Origin of the sequence: Ottowia sp. SB7-C50, from assembly GCF_033110285.1 — a bacterium.
GTDB lineage: Bacteria > Pseudomonadota > Gammaproteobacteria > Burkholderiales > Burkholderiaceae_C > Ottowia.
Genome location: NZ_CP136995.1, coordinates 1,006,561 through 1,022,149, shown reverse-complemented (window position 1 = coordinate 1,022,149; position 15,589 = coordinate 1,006,561). Strand labels below are relative to the sequence as shown.

General features: G+C 69.4%; 12 protein-coding genes. 5 read left to right on the top strand and 7 right to left on the bottom strand.

All coding sequences use genetic code 11. The features are described from left to right. Window positions 1-142: 142 nt before the first annotated feature. The 3 genes from R0D99_RS04910 to R0D99_RS04900 form a co-directional block, all read right to left on the bottom strand. Window positions 143-1,339 carry a 3'-5' exonuclease gene (locus tag R0D99_RS04910; protein WP_317750266.1) on the bottom strand — a complete coding sequence of 399 codons (1,197 nt, stop codon included), beginning with the start codon at window positions 1,337-1,339 and terminating at the stop codon, window positions 143-145. 1 nt (window position 1,340) lies between these two features. Continuing rightward, complete coding sequence (locus R0D99_RS04905; RefSeq protein ID WP_317750265.1) at window positions 1,341-3,500, bottom strand: UvrD-helicase domain-containing protein; 2,160 nt, start codon at window positions 3,498-3,500, stop codon at window positions 1,341-1,343. 123 nt (window positions 3,501-3,623) lie between these two features. Further along, the gene (locus tag R0D99_RS04900; protein WP_317750264.1) at window positions 3,624-6,152 is read right to left on the bottom strand and encodes a PD-(D/E)XK nuclease family protein; all 2,529 of its coding nucleotides are present in this window, start codon (window positions 6,150-6,152) and stop codon (window positions 3,624-3,626) included. 102 nt (window positions 6,153-6,254) lie between these two features. Between R0D99_RS04900 and trxA the strand changes: the two genes are divergently transcribed. The 5 genes from trxA (at window position 6,255) to R0D99_RS04875 (ending at window position 11,842) form a co-directional block, all read left to right on the top strand. Beyond that, complete coding sequence (gene trxA / locus R0D99_RS04895; protein ID WP_317750263.1) at window positions 6,255-6,587, top strand: thioredoxin TrxA; 333 nt, start codon at window positions 6,255-6,257, stop codon at window positions 6,585-6,587. A gap of 230 nt (window positions 6,588-6,817) precedes the next feature. Continuing rightward, window positions 6,818-8,083, top strand: a complete 1,266-nt coding sequence (gene rho / locus R0D99_RS04890) for a transcription termination factor Rho (protein WP_317750262.1) — start codon at window positions 6,818-6,820, stop codon at window positions 8,081-8,083. A 216-nt stretch (window positions 8,084-8,299) separates the two neighbouring features. Further along, window positions 8,300-8,551, top strand: coding sequence for a type B 50S ribosomal protein L31 (locus tag R0D99_RS04885; RefSeq protein ID WP_317750260.1), 252 nt, complete (start codon window positions 8,300-8,302; stop codon window positions 8,549-8,551). A 130-nt stretch (window positions 8,552-8,681) separates the two neighbouring features. Further along, window positions 8,682-10,391, top strand: a complete 1,710-nt coding sequence (locus R0D99_RS04880; RefSeq protein WP_317750259.1) for a hypothetical protein — start codon at window positions 8,682-8,684, stop codon at window positions 10,389-10,391. 77 nt (window positions 10,392-10,468) lie between these two features. Further along, window positions 10,469-11,842, top strand: coding sequence for an MATE family efflux transporter (locus R0D99_RS04875; protein ID WP_317750258.1), 1,374 nt, complete (start codon window positions 10,469-10,471; stop codon window positions 11,840-11,842). Here R0D99_RS04875 and phoR read toward each other — a convergent pair. The 4 genes from phoR to pstB form a co-directional block, all read right to left on the bottom strand. Further along, the gene (gene phoR / locus R0D99_RS04870) at window positions 11,829-12,986 is read right to left on the bottom strand and encodes a phosphate regulon sensor histidine kinase PhoR (protein ID WP_317750257.1); all 1,158 of its coding nucleotides are present in this window, start codon (window positions 12,984-12,986) and stop codon (window positions 11,829-11,831) included. The genes R0D99_RS04875 and phoR overlap by 14 nt on opposite strands. Window positions 12,987-13,308: 322 nt before the next feature. After that, window positions 13,309-14,019 carry a phosphate regulon transcriptional regulator PhoB gene (gene phoB, locus R0D99_RS04865; RefSeq protein ID WP_317750256.1) on the bottom strand — a complete coding sequence of 237 codons (711 nt, stop codon included), beginning with the start codon at window positions 14,017-14,019 and terminating at the stop codon, window positions 13,309-13,311. After that, window positions 14,016-14,717 (bottom strand): phosphate signaling complex protein PhoU, encoded by a 702-nt coding sequence (gene phoU, locus R0D99_RS04860; RefSeq protein WP_317750255.1) that lies wholly within the window; start codon window positions 14,715-14,717, stop codon window positions 14,016-14,018. The genes phoB and phoU overlap by 4 nt, the downstream gene beginning before the upstream one ends. Window positions 14,718-14,734: 17 nt before the next feature. Then, on the bottom strand, window positions 14,735-15,559 hold the full coding sequence (gene pstB / locus R0D99_RS04855; protein WP_317750254.1) for a phosphate ABC transporter ATP-binding protein PstB: 825 nt from the start codon (window positions 15,557-15,559) through the stop codon (window positions 14,735-14,737). Between the last annotated feature and the right edge of the window lie 30 nt (window positions 15,560-15,589).

Here is a 15,589-nt window from a genome sequence, read left to right as displayed (position 1 = left end):
AGCACCGCAGGTTGCCCGCAGCGAAGCGAAGGGTCGCAGCCAGTGGGGTCGCCTTTCTTTGGTTACTTTCTTTGGCGAGACAAAGAAAGTGACTGCGCCGCCGGGCGCACACCCCGGCCAGCAGCGCGTCCAACCCCACCCCTCAATCCACCCGAACCACCCGCCCATCCGCACTCAAAAACGCCGCCACCACAGCGTGACCCGGAAGAATCAGCGCCACCGCCGCCCGATACCGCCCCAACTGCTCCAGCAGCAGCGGATTGCCCTCGGGCCGCGCGGCGCTCTTGTAGTCCAGCACCCACCACGCCTCATCCCCATGCGGCCCCGCGCAGCGGCGCACCAGGCGGTCGATGCGCAGCCGCTGACCTTGATGCGTCAGCTCGATCTCGTTGAAGGCCTGCAGCACCTCATCCGCAGACCACGCCCAGGCTGCCTCGCCGCCCAGGATGCGCCGCGCCAACGCTTCAGCGCGCGCGGCCTGGGCGGCATCGACGCCAAAGCGCCGCCGTGCTTGCGCAAGGCGCTCGGGCAGCCAGCCGGCGGGCGTGTCGGCGGCATGCTCCAGCAGCCAGTGCATGGCTTCACCGAAGCGCGAGGCGTCGGTGGGTGGATCGTCGACTACTACATTTTCAATAGCTTCTTGCGCTTGCTGGACACGCGCTGGCGGCAATTCGAGCATTGAAAATTCGGTGTCACCGCCAAGCGCAGCGGCGGCTTCAGCCGGCACCGGCAGCGGCTCGGCCAGCGGCTCGATGCGCTGCCACCAGCTGCTGGCCGGCTGGCTGTGCGGCGTGATGCCCGACAGCACCAACCGGCCGCGCGCGCGGGTCATGGCGACGTACAGGGCGTTGAGTTCTTCGCGCGCCTGGGCCGCGGCTTCCTGCGCGGCCAGGTCGGCCACGCCGGGCGGCGGGGCGCCTTCGCTGGCCACGAACACGAATTGCGTCGGCGCGGGTTCGTCGCCCGGCCAGTCGATCAGCACGCCGGGGCCGCCGCCGCGCGGGGCGGCGCTGGCGGCATCGAGCAGCAGCACTTCGTCGGCTTCCAGCCCCTTGGCGCCGTGCACGGTGAGCAGTTGCACGGCTTGCGGCGCCGCATGGCGCGGCGCGGGCAGGCGCTGGCGACGCAGCGCGCGCAGCCACTGGTAGGCGGTGAGAAAACGCCCGCCCTGCATGCGCAGCGCGGCGGCGAGCAGCGCGCGCAATTGCGCCACCACGTGCGCGCGTTCGGGCGCGGGCGCGGCGGCGGCAAAGCGCGCCAGCACGTCGCGGTGGCTGTAGATGGCCTGCAGCGCATCGTGCGGCGGCAGGGTGAGCAGCCAATGACGGTATTGGGCCAAATCAGCCGCCAGCCCTTGTGCATCGAGCGCTGGCAGCTCTGTTTTTGAGAGTACATCGAGCCAGGCGGGGGGGGGTGCGGCGCGGCGCGGGGGGCGTGTCGGGCGGAGGCTGCCCCTCACCCCTGCCCTCTCCCCAGGGGGGAGAGGGAGTAGACGCGCGCACGGCGAGGGCGATGCGCACCAGGTCGTCGTCGCTCAAGCCAAACAGCGGCGATTTCAGCGCGCGCGCCAGCGCCAGATCGTGCCCCGGCGAGACCAGCGCATCGACCAGCGCCAGCACGTCCTGCACCGCCGGCTGTTCGCCCAGCAGTTGCTGTTCGGGCTGCTCGCAGGCGATGCCCAGCTGGCGCAATTCAGACTGCAACTCGCCCAGCGGCAGCCGCTTGCGGGCCAGCACCATCAGGCGGTCGGGCGGCACGCCGGCGGCGATGCGGTGGGCGATCCAGCGCGCGGCCTGGCGGGATTCGAGGGTGCGCAGGCTGTCTTCCAACACCACGCGCGGGGTGGTCAGGCTGTCGCGCCAGGCTGGCTCATCGCCATCGCCGGTGGCCGCGCGATCCGGGCGCGGGATGAGCGGGAGCGCGGCGATGTGGCCGCGCGCGGCCGATTCGGTGCTGTGGGCGCGATAACCGCTGAATTCGTCGGCGGCCTGCGCGGCCAGCATCACGTCGTTGACGGCGCCCAGCACTTCGGGCGCGTTGCGGTGCGTGTGGTCGCAGGCCAGGCGGTCGCCGCCGAGCGCGTTGACGATGAAATCCTGCGCGGCAATGAAGACCTGGGGGTCGGCGCGGCGAAAGCGATAGATGCTTTGCTTGGGGTCGCCGACGATGAACACGCTGGGGGCGTCCTGCCCGCCGCCGGCGCCCGCATACGACGACAGCCACGCGTGCAGCGCCTGCCACTGCAGCGGGTTGGTGTCCTGAAATTCGTCAATCAGCAGGTGGCGGGTGCGCGCGTCCAGCCGCTCCTGCACCCAGCCGCTGAGGAACGGATCGGACAGCAGGGTGAGCGCGGCGCGCTCGACATCGCTCATGTCGACCCAGCCGCGCTCGCGTTTCAGCTCGGCAAACGATTCGATCAGCGGACGCGTGAGGCGCGCCATGCGCTGGTGGTGTTGGCGCGCGGCATGCTGCTGCTCCGCCGCCAGCACGGCTTCGACCTCGTTTTGCGCGGCGCGGATGTCGTCGTGCGACTTGCCAAAGACGCGCGGCTTGCCGGCCTGGGTGAACAGTGCGGTCACCACGCCGGGCCAGTCCTCCGCCTCCAGCGCGACCAGCAACTCGGCGCCCTTGGCGGCGTAGGTGCGCGCCATGGGGGCGAGCGCGCGGGCGGCGTCCTGCAGCAGGGTGCGGCCAGCGGTGCGTTGCAGCAGCCAGTCGGCGGGCTGGGCCACGCCGGCCAGGCGCGGGTAGAGCACGTCGAACGGCGCCACGGCCTCATCGATGTGGCCCGCGGCGTCGGCCAGCAGAAATTCGACGCGGCGGGCCAGCGCGCCTTCGAGCGCGGCGTGCGCGCGGTGGCGGCCCAGCGTGGCGACGAGCGCGGCGTAGTCGGCGCTCAAATCGGCATCGCCCGCCACGCGGCGCAGGTAGCGGCGCCAGACCTCGGCCACGGCGTCGGCATCGTCTTCGAGCAGCTCGTAGGCCGAAGGCAGGCCCAGCTGCTGCAGCACCGACAGCGGCGCGCTGCGCAAGAGCGCGGCAAACCAGCTGTGAAAGGTGCGGATCTGCACCGGGCGGCCTTGGGCCAGCAGGGACTGGTATAAATTTTGTAGCTGCTCGCGCTGATCTGGCAAGCGCTGCAACTCGATTCCTCTTGCAATCAGTTCAGCGTCCAGGCGCGTTTGCCATCGCTCTGGTGTCTCGCCCGCGCGCGGCCGAGCGAAGTCGGCCAGCCACTGCTGCAGCCGTTCGCGCATCTCGCCGGCGGCCTTCTTGGTGAAGGTGATGGCGAGGATTTCTTGCGGCGCGGCGCCGTCCAGCAGCGCGCGCAGGATGCGCGAGACCAGCATCCACGTCTTGCCCGCGCCCGCGCAGGCCTCCACCGCCACACTGCGGCGCGGGTCGCAGGCAATGGCGTAGAAGGCGGCGCGGCTGCAGAGGGCGCCGTTGTGTTCGTAGGCGGGGGGGGGGTCATTGAGACGCCCTCGAAAACGGGACAACCGGACGCGAAGGGCGCGAAGGTTTCGCGAAGGACGCGAAAGAAAAACCAAAAATGTCTTTTTCGCGTCCTTCGCGAGCTTTTGCGTCCTTCGCGTCCGGCTGTTTTGTATTGAGCATCGCCCTTAGCCCCAGAAATCCTTGCGGCACAAGCCCCGCGCCTCGCACCAGTCGCACACGCTGCCTTCGCCGAGCGCCGGCAGCGGCTCGCCAGCAGCGATGCGGGCCAGGTCGTGCGCCATGCCTTCGTACAACTGCGCGGCCAGCATCGGCAGTTCGGGCAATTCGTGCAGGCTGGGCGCTTCGCGTTCGGCCAGGTTCAGGTACGCCGCGCGCGGGGCGTCTGCGCCGGACAGCAGGGCGTAAAAGGGCAGTTGCGTGTCTTCGTTGCCGGCCTTGATGCGCTCGCGCGTGCGGGTGAGCGGCTCGGTCTTGTAGTCGATCAGCAGGGCGGCGCCGTCTTGCACGTCGTCGATGCGGTCGATCTGGCCTTTCAGCCGCAGCGGGCCGCGCTGGGTGTCGATGCTTTCTTCAGCCAACTTGAACTGGGCGCCGCCCGCTTCGTGCGCGGCCAGCCATTGCAGATACGCATCGCGCAGCGTGGGCCAGGCAACGGCAAAGGGCATGAATTCGCCGGGCTCCAGGCTGGGGCCGAGCGCCTGCGTGGCGGCTTCGGCGGCGGCGTCGATCAAGCTCAGGCGGTCGGCCTCGGGCGCATCGCGCAGCGCTTCGTGAAAGCCGCGCAACGTGTCGTGCAGCCAGTTGCCCCAGTCGCGCTTGTCGATGTCCACGTCCAGCTCGCCCTCTTCCGCCAGCCCCAGTTGGCGCAGCGCGAAGAAGCGGTAGGGGCAGGCGCGCAGCATCTCGTAGCCGCTGGCGGACAACGGCTGCGTGGGCAGCACGTCGCCGCGCGGCTGCGGGCGCTGGGTGGGGTGAATTTGAATGAAACGGGGCGCTCGCGCTTCTGTACCAAGCGCGGCCAGCTCCTGAAGTTGTAGCGACTGCACCAGGGGCGAAGGCAACAGCGGCTCGCCGTTGTCGTCGGCGTGGCGCCACAGCACATCCACCTGCGGCACGCGCAGCGCCAGCGCCCAGGCGGCGGCCTGCGCGGCGCGCAAGTCCTCGCGCGTGGGCAGGCGCAAGGACTGGCGCTGCGCGGCGCTCCACGGGCCGGGCGGTTCGGGCGCGGCGGGCAGGCGCTGCTCGTCGGCGCCGGGCAGCACCACGGCGGCAAAAGGGCGGCCGAGCAGCTGGCTCATGGGCAGCACCACGACCTGCGCGTGGGCCGGGTGCGGCGGGCGAAAGCTGGCGGCTTCCAGCGCCTCGGCTACCCAGCGGGTGAATTCGGCCAGGCCCATGCGGCGCTGCGCGGCGGGCCAGTCGCGCCAGTCGGCCAGGGCATCGCCCTCCAGCCCCAGGGCGTCGATGACGGCGTTGCCGGCGACGTCGGCCACCAGCAGCGGCCACAGGCCGCAGCCTTGCAGCAGCGTGCGCAGGGCGGCCAGCCAGTCGGCCAGCGGGCGCGCGGTGCTCATCGGCGCGCGCAGCGCTTCGATTTGCTGCGTGAGCGCCTGGTCGGCCGTGAGCAGCGCCGCCTGTGGCCAGCCGCGCACGGCGTGGCGGCGCAGGTGGCGCTCCAGCCCGCGCTGCGGCTGCGCATCGAAGGCGGGAGCGAGCTTGAGCCAGTCCAGCACCTCGTCGGTGGACGCGCGGGGCGCGCAGGCGTGCAACGCCGCCATCAGCTGCGCGGCGGCGTGGGTGGTGGACAGCTTCCAGCCGGTCTCGTCGCGCAAGGCCTCGCCCGCGCGCACGCCGCGCTCGGCCAGCAGCGCGTTGACGCGGCGCGTCAGCACGCGATCGCCGGCGACCAGCGCCACCGGCACGCGGCCGGCTTCGATGTGGCGCAGCACGCAGGCGGCGGCGCGCTCGGCCTCGTCTTCGGCATCGGCGCAGGGGTGCGTGGCGATCTGGCCCAGGGGCGCGTCCCACGACGCAGGCAGCCGTACGGTCTTGTGGGCAAAGTGCACGGCCAGCGTGTCGGTCAGCAGGTCGTCCGACAGGCCCGGCACGATCAGCAGGGCGTCGAGCGCCGCGTCCACGCGCGGCTCGAACAGCACGTCGGTGGCGTAGTCGGAATGCGCGGCCCACGCGATGGCGATGCGGGCCACCGCAGCTTCCAGCGCCAGCGGACCATCGCCCGCCACGGCCGCGCGGGCCTGCGCCGCCCAGGCCGGCCGCGCCGACGGGGCCAGGCCGGCGGCGACGGTGCCCAGCTGCGTGGCCTGCTCGACCAACGGCGTGACCAGCAGCGCACGCTGCGCCGACAGGCCCGCGTCGTCGAGCCACTGGGCGGCGGTGAGCAGGTCGCGCCCGCGGTCAAAAGCCAGGTCTTGCGGGCCGGGCGCGAACCAGCCGACGCGTGCCGCCCAGTTGCGCGTGGTGTCGAAGTGCGGCGCAAACCCGTCGGGAAACTGCAGCGCCCACCGGCGCGCGGCCAGGGGCATCAGCTGCGCGTAGGGCAGCAGCACCACGCTGCGCGCGGGGTGCGCCGCGCGCGCGCGCAACGCGGCGTCGACCTGCGCCAGCAGCGCGCGCCAGGCGTCGTCGACGGCCCCCGCGCCCGCACCGTGCCAGGTTTTGGCTATCGGCGCCATAGCATCCGGGGGTCGCCCGCAGCGTGTCGTGGAATAAGCGTTTCTGTCACAATGACCGGCACTTTATCCTCCTGCCGCCCGGCTTGGCCGGGCCCACAGACCATGGCCAATGAATTGATCAAGCATGTGAGCGACAGCTCCTTTGAAACCGATGTCCTGAAGTCCGACAAGCCCGTGCTGGTGGACTTCTGGGCCGAATGGTGCGGCCCCTGCAAGGCCATCGCACCGACGCTGGACGAACTGGCGACCGCCTATGACGGCCGGCTGCAGATCGCCAAGGTGAACGTGGACGACAACCGCACGGTGCCGGCCAAGTTCGGCATTCGCGGCATCCCGACGTTGATGGTGTTCAAGAACGGCCAGCTGGCCGCCACCAAGGTCGGCGCGCTGACCAAGGCGCAACTGACGCAGTTCATCGACCAGCAACTGGCCTGAGTCCCCCTCGTCCGGCCAGCGCGGCCGGGCGCGTTTTTCCTGTCATAATCCTTTTCCGAAGGCTGGCGAAAGAGACAAGCGCCAGCCGGGTGCGCTGGCTCACGGCGCGCCAGATTCGAGGCTGCTGTGAACGCGTGCCTCGGCCACATCCCCCGACCTCTTCTCTCTTCATCCATTTCGATGGGCGGGTCCGCCGCAGGATCGCTGTGCACCGCCAGACGCCGAACGCCATGCACCTGAACGAACTGAAAGCACTGCACGTTTCCGAACTGCTGAAGCAGGCCGAAACGCTGGAAATCGACAACGCCGGCCGCATGCGCAAGCAGGAGCTGATGTTCGCCATCATCAAGAAGCGCGCCAAAGGCGGCGAGCAGGTGTTTGCCGACGGCGTGCTGGAAATCCTGCCCGACGGCTTCGGCTTTCTGCGCAGCCCCGACAGCAGCTACACCGCCAGCACCGACGACATCTACATCAGCCCCAGCCAGGTGCGCCGCTTCAACCTGCACACCGGCGACATGATCGAAGGCGAGGTGCGCATCCCCAAGGATGGAGAGCGCTACTTTGCCCTGACCAAGCTCGACATGGTCAACGGCGGCCCGGCCGAGCAGAACAAGCACAAGGTGATGTTCGAGAACCTCACCCCGCTGTTCCCGCGCGAGCAGATGCGTCTGGAGCGCGACGCCTTCAAGGGCGAAGAGAACATCACCGGCCGCATCATCGACGTCATCGCGCCCATCGGCAAAGGCCAGCGCGCGCTGATCGTGGCGCCGCCCAAGAGCGGCAAGACGGTAATGATGCAAACCATCGCCCACGCCATCAGCGCCAACTACCCCGAGGCGCACATGATGGTGCTGCTGGTCGACGAACGGCCTGAGGAAGTGACCGACATGCAGCGCTCGGTCAAGGGCGAGGTGATTGCCTCCACCTTTGACGAGCCGGCCGCGCGCCACGTGCACGTGGCCGAGATGGTGATCGAGCGCGCCAAGCGCCTGGTCGAGCTCAAAAAAGACGTGGTGATCCTGCTGGACTCCATCACCCGCCTGGCGCGCGCCTACAACAACGTCGTGCCCTCGTCGGGCAAGGTGCTGACCGGCGGCGTCGACGCCAACGCCCTGCACCGGCCCAAGCGCTTTCTGGGCGCGGCGCGCAATGTCGAAGAAGGCGGCAGCCTGACCATCATCGCCACCGCGCTGATCGACACCGGCAGCCGCATGGACGAAGTGATCTTTGAAGAATTCAAGGGCACCGGCAACAGCGAAATCCACCTGGACCGCCGCCTGTACGAAAAGCGCGTGTTCCCCAGCATCCAGCTCAACCGCTCGGGCACGCGCCGCGAAGAACTGCTGCTGGCGCCCGAGGTGCTGCAAAAGACCCGCATCCTGCGCCAGTTCATGTACAACATGGACGAGATCGAGGCGATGGAAATGGTCATCAAGAGCATGAAGGCGACCAAGACCAACGTCGAGTTCTTTGACATGATGAGGCGCGGCGGCTAACCCCCCTGAGTCGCCTGCGGCGCCTTCCCCCCTTTTGCTACGCAAGGGGGACATCGCTGGTGGCCGGTACAAGCCCGGCCACGGCGATCGCTGGCGTGGCCTGCTCCGCGGCCGTTCGATTCGTGCGATGTTTCGGTATAATGCGCAGTTTCGTGGAAAGTACGCCGGATGGGCCGGCGCGGCTGCCGCAGCGACTCTCCTTCAAGGAAATTCACCATGCGTGAAGGCATTCACCCCAACTACCGCGAAGTGCTGTTCGTGGACCTGTCCAACGGCTTCAAGTTCGTGACGCGCTCGTGCGTCAACACGCGCGAAACCGAGACGTTCGAGGGCAAGGAATACCCTCTGTACAAGTTGGACACCTCGAGCGAATCGCACCCCTTCTACACCGGCACGCAGAAGTCGGTCGACAACATGGGTGGCCGCGTCGAGAAGTTCCGCAACCGTTACGGCAAGGTCGCACGCTGATCGCACCCGGCCCGACGAGGCCGGTCGTCACCCAAAAGGCAGCACGCCCGCGTGCTGCCTTTTTTCTGCCGGCCAATAAGCTCCGGCAGAATCGTTCTTTTAGGCCCCGTCCCGTTCTTGCAGCAGTCCCTTGAGCAAGCCCAGCCCCGCCATCGTCACGCAGGACGCGGTCCGGCGACTGCCGCGCTGGGCGCTGCTGCTGCTGTGCGCGGCCTATGTCATTCCGGGCTACGTGGGGCGCGAGCCGTGGAAGAACGCGGACATCGCCAGCTTCGGCTACATGCTGGCGCTGCTGGACGCGGCCCACTGGCGCCAGTGGCTCAGCCCGACCCTGATGGGCATGGTGCCCGAAAGCAGCGCCCTGCTGCCCTATTGGCTGGGCGCCTGGGCGATGCAGGCGCTCACGCCGCTGGGCTGGGCGCCCGATTTCGCCGCCCGCCTGCCGTTTGCGCTGATGCTGGCGGGCACCCTGGCCGCCACCTGGTATGCGGTGTATCACCTGGCGCGGCATCCGGGCGCGCAGCCGGTGGCCTTCGCTTTCGGCGGTGAAGCCGAACCGCTGGACTACGCGCGCGCGCTGGCCGACGGCAGCCTGCTGGCGCTGATCGCCACGCTCGGGCTGGCGCAGTTTTCGCACGAGACCACGCCGGCGCTGGCGCAGCTGTTCTTCGGCACGCTGGTGTTCTACGGGCTGGCGGCGCTGCCCACACGGGCCGTGCCGTCGTCGCTGGCCCTGCTGGCGGGGTTGACGGGCTTGACTTTGTCCGGCGCGCCGGCCACGGCGCTGATTTATGCCACGCTGAGCGTGCTGGCGCTGGCACTGCCCGGGCACGAGCACCTGAGCGCGGCTGCGCGGCGGCGCGGCTTGCTGCTGCTGACGGTGCTGGTCGTGGTGTGCGTGTTGCTGGCGCTGACGCTGGCGCTGTTCCGGTGGGACATAGTGCCGTGGCGCAGCAGCTGGACGGACTGGCGCGGGCTGGTCAAGCTGGCGCTGTGGTTCACCTGGCCCGCCTGGCCGCTGGCGCTGTGGACGCTGTGGCGCTGGCGCAGACAACTGCCGGGCGTGCGCCAGCAGCGGCATCTGGGCCTGCCGCTGCTGATTGCGGGCGTGCCGCTGATCAACACGGTGGCCACGCTGGCCGGCGACCGCGCGCTGCTGCTGGCGCTTCCCGCACTGGCCGCGCTGGCGGCGCTGGCGCTGCCGACCTTCAGCCGCAGTGCGTCGTCGCTGATCGACTGGTTCACGGTGCTGTTCTTCACCGGCTGGGCCATCGTGATCTGGGTGGTCTGGGTGGCCATGGAAACCGGCGTGCCCGCCCAGCCGGCGGCCAACGTGGCGCGGCTGGCCCCGGGCTTCGCGCCGGTGTTCCAGTGGCCGGCCTTTCTGGCCGCGGCCGCCGGCACGCTGGCGTGGATCGCCCTGGCGCGCTGGCGCACCGGACGCCATCGCACCGCGCTGTGGAAGAGCATGGTGCTGCCCGCCGCGGGCGCCGCGCTGTGCTGGCTGCTGCTGATGACGCTGTGGCTGCCGGCGCTGGACTACGCCCGCAGCTTTGCGCCGCAGATGCGCGAGATCCGCGCGCTGGTGGGCGACGCGCCCTGCGTGCAGGTGCACGGGCTGGGCGCGCCGCAGGTGGCGGCCGTGCGCTTTCATGGCCGCTGGCAGCCGGCGCCGGCGCGTGGGCTTACCCAGTGCCCGTGGCTGCTGGTGGACGTGGACGCGCAATCCAGCCTGCCCGCCACGGTGAACCTGAACGACTGGCAACTGGAAGCGCGCGTGCGGCGGCCGACCGACGACAACGAAAGCCTGATGGTGTTTCGCCGCATCGCGCCGCGCTGACGCCATGGCGCACCCGTCGATTACTCCTTATTTGATAGCTTTACACGCTGATCTGACAAGCGCTGGGGGCTGATTCAATGCCCTCTTCCAGCGTCCCGAGCCCCATCCCACCCACGCGCGCCGCCGAATTGCGCACGCTGGGCGCCCACGCCGGCGTGGTGCTGGTCGGCCAGCTGGCGGTGATGGCGTTCGGCATCACCGACACCGTGGTTGCCGGCCGATACGCCGAGGTGGCGTTGGCCGCGCTGTCGGTCGGTACCGCCGTCTACATCAGCATCTATGTGGGCCTGATGGGCATTCTGCAGGCGCTGCTGCCCATCTGGTCCGAACTGCACGGCAGCCAGCGCTCGGCGGAGCTGGGGCGGTCGGTGCGACAGGCGCTGTACCTGTGCGCGGCCACCATCGTGGTGGGCATGGCGGCGCTGCTGTCGCCGGGGCCTTTGCTCGACGCCGCCGGCGTGCCCGCGCCGCTGCAGGTCGAGGTGCGGCGCTATCTGGCGGTGCTGGCATGGGCCTTGCCGCCGGCGCTGCTGTTTCGCATGTACAGCACGCTCAACCAGAGCCTGGGCAAGCCGCGCCTGGTGTCGGCACTGCAGATCGGCGCGCTGGGGCTGAAGATTCCGCTGTCGGTGTGGTTCACCTTCGGCGGGCTCGGCCTGGCGCCACAGGGCGCGGCGGGCTGCGCCTGGGCGACGCTGGTCGTCAACGGCGCGCTGATGGCCTGTGGGGCCTGGCTGCTGCGCACGCAGTCGTTCTACCGCCCCTATGCGCTGTGGCAAAGGCTGGAGCGCCCGGACTTCGCGCAGCTCGGCGCCTTTCTGCGCCTGGGCCTGCCGGCAGGACTGGCGGTAGCGGTCGAAGTGTCGTCCTTCACCGCCATGGCGCTGTTCATTTCGCGCATGGGCACCACGGCGTCGGCGGCGCACCAGATCGCGTCCAACATGGCCGCGGTGCTGTACATGGTGCCGCTGGCGCTGGGCATTGCGACCAGCGCGCGCACCAGCTACTGGCTGGGCGCCGGGCAGCGCGCGCTGGCGCGGCGCGCCACCTGGCTGGGCCTGGGTTGCGCCGCCGCGCTGGCGGTGGTGATGGCGGCGGCGCTGGCGCTGCTGGCGCGGCCCATTGCGGCGCTGTACGTCGAGCAACCGCCCGTCATCGCCCTGGCCGCGGGCTTGCTGGGCTGGGTGGCGCTGTACCACCTGGGCGATGCGGTCCAGGCGGTGACCCTGTTCGTACTGCGCAGCTATCGCGTCACGCTGGTGCCGCTGCTCATCTACGGCGTGATCCTGTGGGGCCTGGGGCTGGTAGGCGGCTATCGCTGGGCCTTCGAAGGCTTCGGCACGCTGGCGCCCTGGCACGACCCGGGCGCCTTCTGGCTGGCCAGCGCGGCCGCGCTGGGCGTGGTGGCGCTGCTGTTCGTAGGGCTGCTGCTGCGCGTCACGCGGCGTTGAGCCGGTCGCCGGGCGCGGCCGCCACGAGCGTCAGCGTCCGCACGCGCTGCGCCGGAAACACCAGGGCAAACGTCGACCCCTTGCCCAACTGGCTGCTGACCTGAAGTTCACCGCCGTGCCGCTGCGCCACGTGCTTGGTGATGGCCAGCCCCAGCCCGGTGCCGCCCGATTCGCGCGAACGGCTGCGGTCGACGCGGTAGAAACGCTCGCCCAGGCGCGACAAATGTTCGGGCGCAATGCCGGGGCCCGTGTCGGTCACGGCCAGGCGCGCCCGGCCGTCCGGCAGGCGTTCCCACTGCACATCGATGCCGCCACCGCCCGGCGTGTAGCGCACGGCGTTGTTGATGAGGTTGGACACCGCGCTGCGCAACTCGCCCGCCGCGCCGGCCAGCTGAAACGCCGGCGGCTCGCCGAAACGAAGCTTCTGTGGCTTTCCTTCCGCCGGATGCAGCAGATCGGACAGCCCCCGCGCCTCGGCTTCGCACTGCGCCATCAGCGGACCCAGGTCGACCGGATCGCCCGCCGGCGGCGGACTGCCCTCCAGGCGCGACAAGGTCAGCAAGTCGTTGACCAGCGTCTGCATGCGCTCGGACTGCGCCGCCATCAGCCCCAGGTAGCGCTCACGTTCCTGGGCATCGAGCGGCAGGCTCTGCATGGTTTCGACAAAGCCGGCCAGCACCGTCAGCGGCGTGCGGATCTCGTGCGACACGTTGGCCACGAAGTCGCGCCGCATCGCGTCGGCCTGCGCCAGCGCGGTGACGTCGTTCGACAGCATCAGCTTGTGGCCGCCGCCATACGGGTGCAGGTGCACCGACAGCTTGACCGGGTGGCCCGGCTTGTCGTCGCGGCCGATCACCTTGACGTCGCGGTCGTAGTCCTTGCTGGCGTAATACGCGGTGAACGCCGGCTCGCGCACCAGGTTGCCGATGTGCTGCATGCGGTCGCGCTGCGGGTCGATGCCGAAATGCCGCGCGGCAATGTCGTTGCACCATTCGATGCGGCCCTCCGGATCGAGCAGGATCACCCCGTTGGGCGAAGCCTGGATGGCGGCCACGAAGTCGCGCAGCCGCTGCACGCTGTCGTCCGCCCGCTGCTGCTCGGCCCGCAGCGCGCGCGTGGCGCGATACGTCGCTTCGCCCCACATCCCCCCCCACCACGGGCCCTGCCGCGGCGTCCGGCCGGGCCAGCCAGTGCAGCACCTTGCGCGCGCGCCAGCTGTCCAGCGCGACCACGCCCACGGCCGCCAGCACCAGTCCGCCCACGGCGCCGGGCCAACCCAGCCACCCGCCGCCCACCAGCGCGAAGGCCAGCAAGGCGATGAAGAGAAACGTGAAGCGCAGCAGCATGAGGGATGGCGCGTGCGTCAGCGGCGATCCATGCCGTGGCGGTTTTTACGCGGGCCAAGCGCAAGCGGGACTGGGCCAGCCCAAGCCACCACGCACGGCGCCGCCTGCATCATCGCGATCCTATGCGCCCTGGATCTGCACCAGCGGTTGCGCCGTCAGGCGGTAGCCGGCGCCGCGCACGGTTTCGATCAGCACGCCCGCCGGGCCCAGCGCCTCGCGCAGGCGCTTGACGTGCACGTCGACCGTGCGCTCTTCGATGAACACATGGTCGCCCCACACCTTGTCGAGCAACTGGCCGCGGCTGTGCACGCGCTCGGCGTTCTTCATGAAGTAGTGCAGCAGCTTGAACTCGGTCGGCCCCATCTTCAGCATCTGGCCGTCGTAGGACACGCGGTGCGTGCCGGCGTCGAGCAGCAGGCCGCCGATGGCGACCGAGCCACCCGCCTGCTCGGGCGCGCGACGCCGCAGCACGGCGCGGATGCGCGCCAGCATTTCCTTGGTCGAAAAGGGCTTGATGATGTAGTCGTCGGCGCCCGCGTCGAGGCCGGCCACGCGGTCGGCCTCGTCGCCGCGCGCGGTCAGCATCAGGATCGGCACGCCCTTGGTGCGCGGGTCCTTGCGCCACTTGCGCGCCAGCGACAGGCCGCTTTCGCCCGGCAGCATCCAGTCCAGCAGGATCACGTCGGGCAGCACGGCGTCGAGTTCGCGCTGCGCCGTCTCGCTGTCCATCGCCCACGTCGGCTGAAAGCCGTTGTGGCGCAGGTTGACGGCGATCAGCTCGGCGATGGGAGCCTCATCCTCGACGATGAGGACACGGGGCATGGTTCTCATCGGTCCAGCGACTCCACGCGTTCCAGGGCGCCATGGCGCACGTCGGCGCCCTTGACGATGTATATGATGAATTCGGCAATGTTCTTGGCGTGGTCACCGATGCGCTCGATGGCCTTGGCCAGCGTCAGCAGGTCAAGTGCGGCCGAGATGGTGCGCGGGTCTTCCATCATGTAGGTGATGAGCTTGCGCACGAAGCCGTCGAACTCGGCGTCGATCTGGTCGTCGTCGCGGATGACGGACACGGCATCCTCGACCGACAGCCGCGCAAACGCATCGAGCGCGCGGCGCAGCTGTTGCGCCGCCAGATCGGCCGCGTGGCGCAGTTCGCCCGTCGGCAGCAGGCGCGCCTTGCCGGAATCGATGATGCGCTTGACCATGCGGGCTATTTTTGCGGCCTCGTCGCCCACGCGTTCCAGGTTGGCGGTGGCCTTGGAGATGGCCAGCAGCAGGCGCAGGTCGATGGCGGTGGGCTGGCGCCGCGCGATGATGGTCGACAGCTCGCGGTCGATCTCCAGCTCCAGCGCGTTGACGCGTCCTTCGTCCTTTTCGACGCGGTCGGCCACTTCGATGCTGAACTCCGACAGCGCGTAGATGGCCTGCCGGATCTGCGCCTCGACCAGGCCACCCAGTTCCAGCACGTTCGACGACACGCGGTTGAGCTCGTTGTCGAACTGGCTGGACAGATGCTTGTCGTACATGGGGCTTGTCTCCTGTATCAGCCGAAGCGGCCGGTGATGTAGTCCTCGGTTTCCTTGCGCTTGGGCTTGAAGAACAGCTCTTCGGTGGCGCCGAATTCGATCAGTTCGCCCAGGTACATGTAGGCCGTGTAGTCGCTCACGCGCGCCGCCTGCTGCATGTTGTGCGTGACGATGGCGATGGTGTAGTCGCGCTTCAGCTCGTGCACCAGCTCTTCCACCTTGCCGGTGGAAATCGGGTCGAGCGCCGAAGTGGGTTCGTCCAGCAGCAGCACCGACGGCTTCACGGCCACGCTGCGCGCGATGCACAGGCGCTGCTGCTGGCCGCCCGACAGCGACAGGCCGTTCTGGCCCAGCTTGTCCTTGACTTCGCTCCACAGCGCGGCCTTGGACAGCGCCCATTCCACGCGCTCGTCCATGTCGGCCTTGCCCAGGTTTTCGTACAGACGCACGCCAAAGGCGATGTTGTCATAGATCGTCATAGGGAACGGCGTCGGCTTCTGAAAGACCATGCCGATGCTGGCGCGCAGCAGGTTCACGTCGACGCTCGGGTCCAGGATGTTCTTGCCGTAGAACAGGATCTCGCCCACGGCGCGCTGGCCGGGGTACAGGCTGTACATGCGGTTGAGCGTGCGCAGCAGCGTCGACTTGCCGCAGCCCGACGGCCCGATGAAGGCGGTGACCTTGCGCTCCGGAATGGTCAGGTTGATCTGCTTCAGACCCTGGAAGCCATTGCCGTAGAAGAAGTCCAGGTTGCGCAGTTCAAGCGCCACGCGCTCCGGGTGCGGAGCTTGGGCGGCGTTGCCACGGATGCCTGCCTGCGGCACGGGGGTTGCGATGTCCATGCTTGTCCTTTGAATGTCGGTGCGCGTGCG

Excerpts from the sequence above, each read along its gene's own strand:
- R0D99_RS04875 (WP_317750258.1), top strand. The coding sequence starts at position 10,469 with ATGCCCTCTTCCAGCGTCCCGAGCCCCATCCCACCCACGCGCGCCGCC.
- phoR (WP_317750257.1), bottom strand. The coding sequence starts at position 12,986 with ATGTGGGGCGAAGCGACGTATCGCGCCACGCGCGCGCTGCGGGCCGAG.
- phoU (WP_317750255.1), bottom strand. The coding sequence starts at position 14,717 with ATGTACGACAAGCATCTGTCCAGCCAGTTCGACAACGAGCTCAACCGC.
- trxA (WP_317750263.1), top strand. The coding sequence starts at position 6,255 with ATGGCCAATGAATTGATCAAGCATGTGAGCGACAGCTCCTTTGAAACC.
- R0D99_RS04900 (WP_317750264.1), bottom strand. The coding sequence starts at position 6,152 with ATGGCGCCGATAGCCAAAACCTGGCACGGTGCGGGCGCGGGGGCCGTC.
- phoB (WP_317750256.1), bottom strand. The coding sequence starts at position 14,019 with ATGAGAACCATGCCCCGTGTCCTCATCGTCGAGGATGAGGCTCCCATC.
- rho (WP_317750262.1), top strand. The coding sequence starts at position 6,818 with ATGCACCTGAACGAACTGAAAGCACTGCACGTTTCCGAACTGCTGAAG.
- R0D99_RS04885 (WP_317750260.1), top strand. The coding sequence starts at position 8,300 with ATGCGTGAAGGCATTCACCCCAACTACCGCGAAGTGCTGTTCGTGGAC.
- pstB (WP_317750254.1), bottom strand. The coding sequence starts at position 15,559 with ATGGACATCGCAACCCCCGTGCCGCAGGCAGGCATCCGTGGCAACGCC.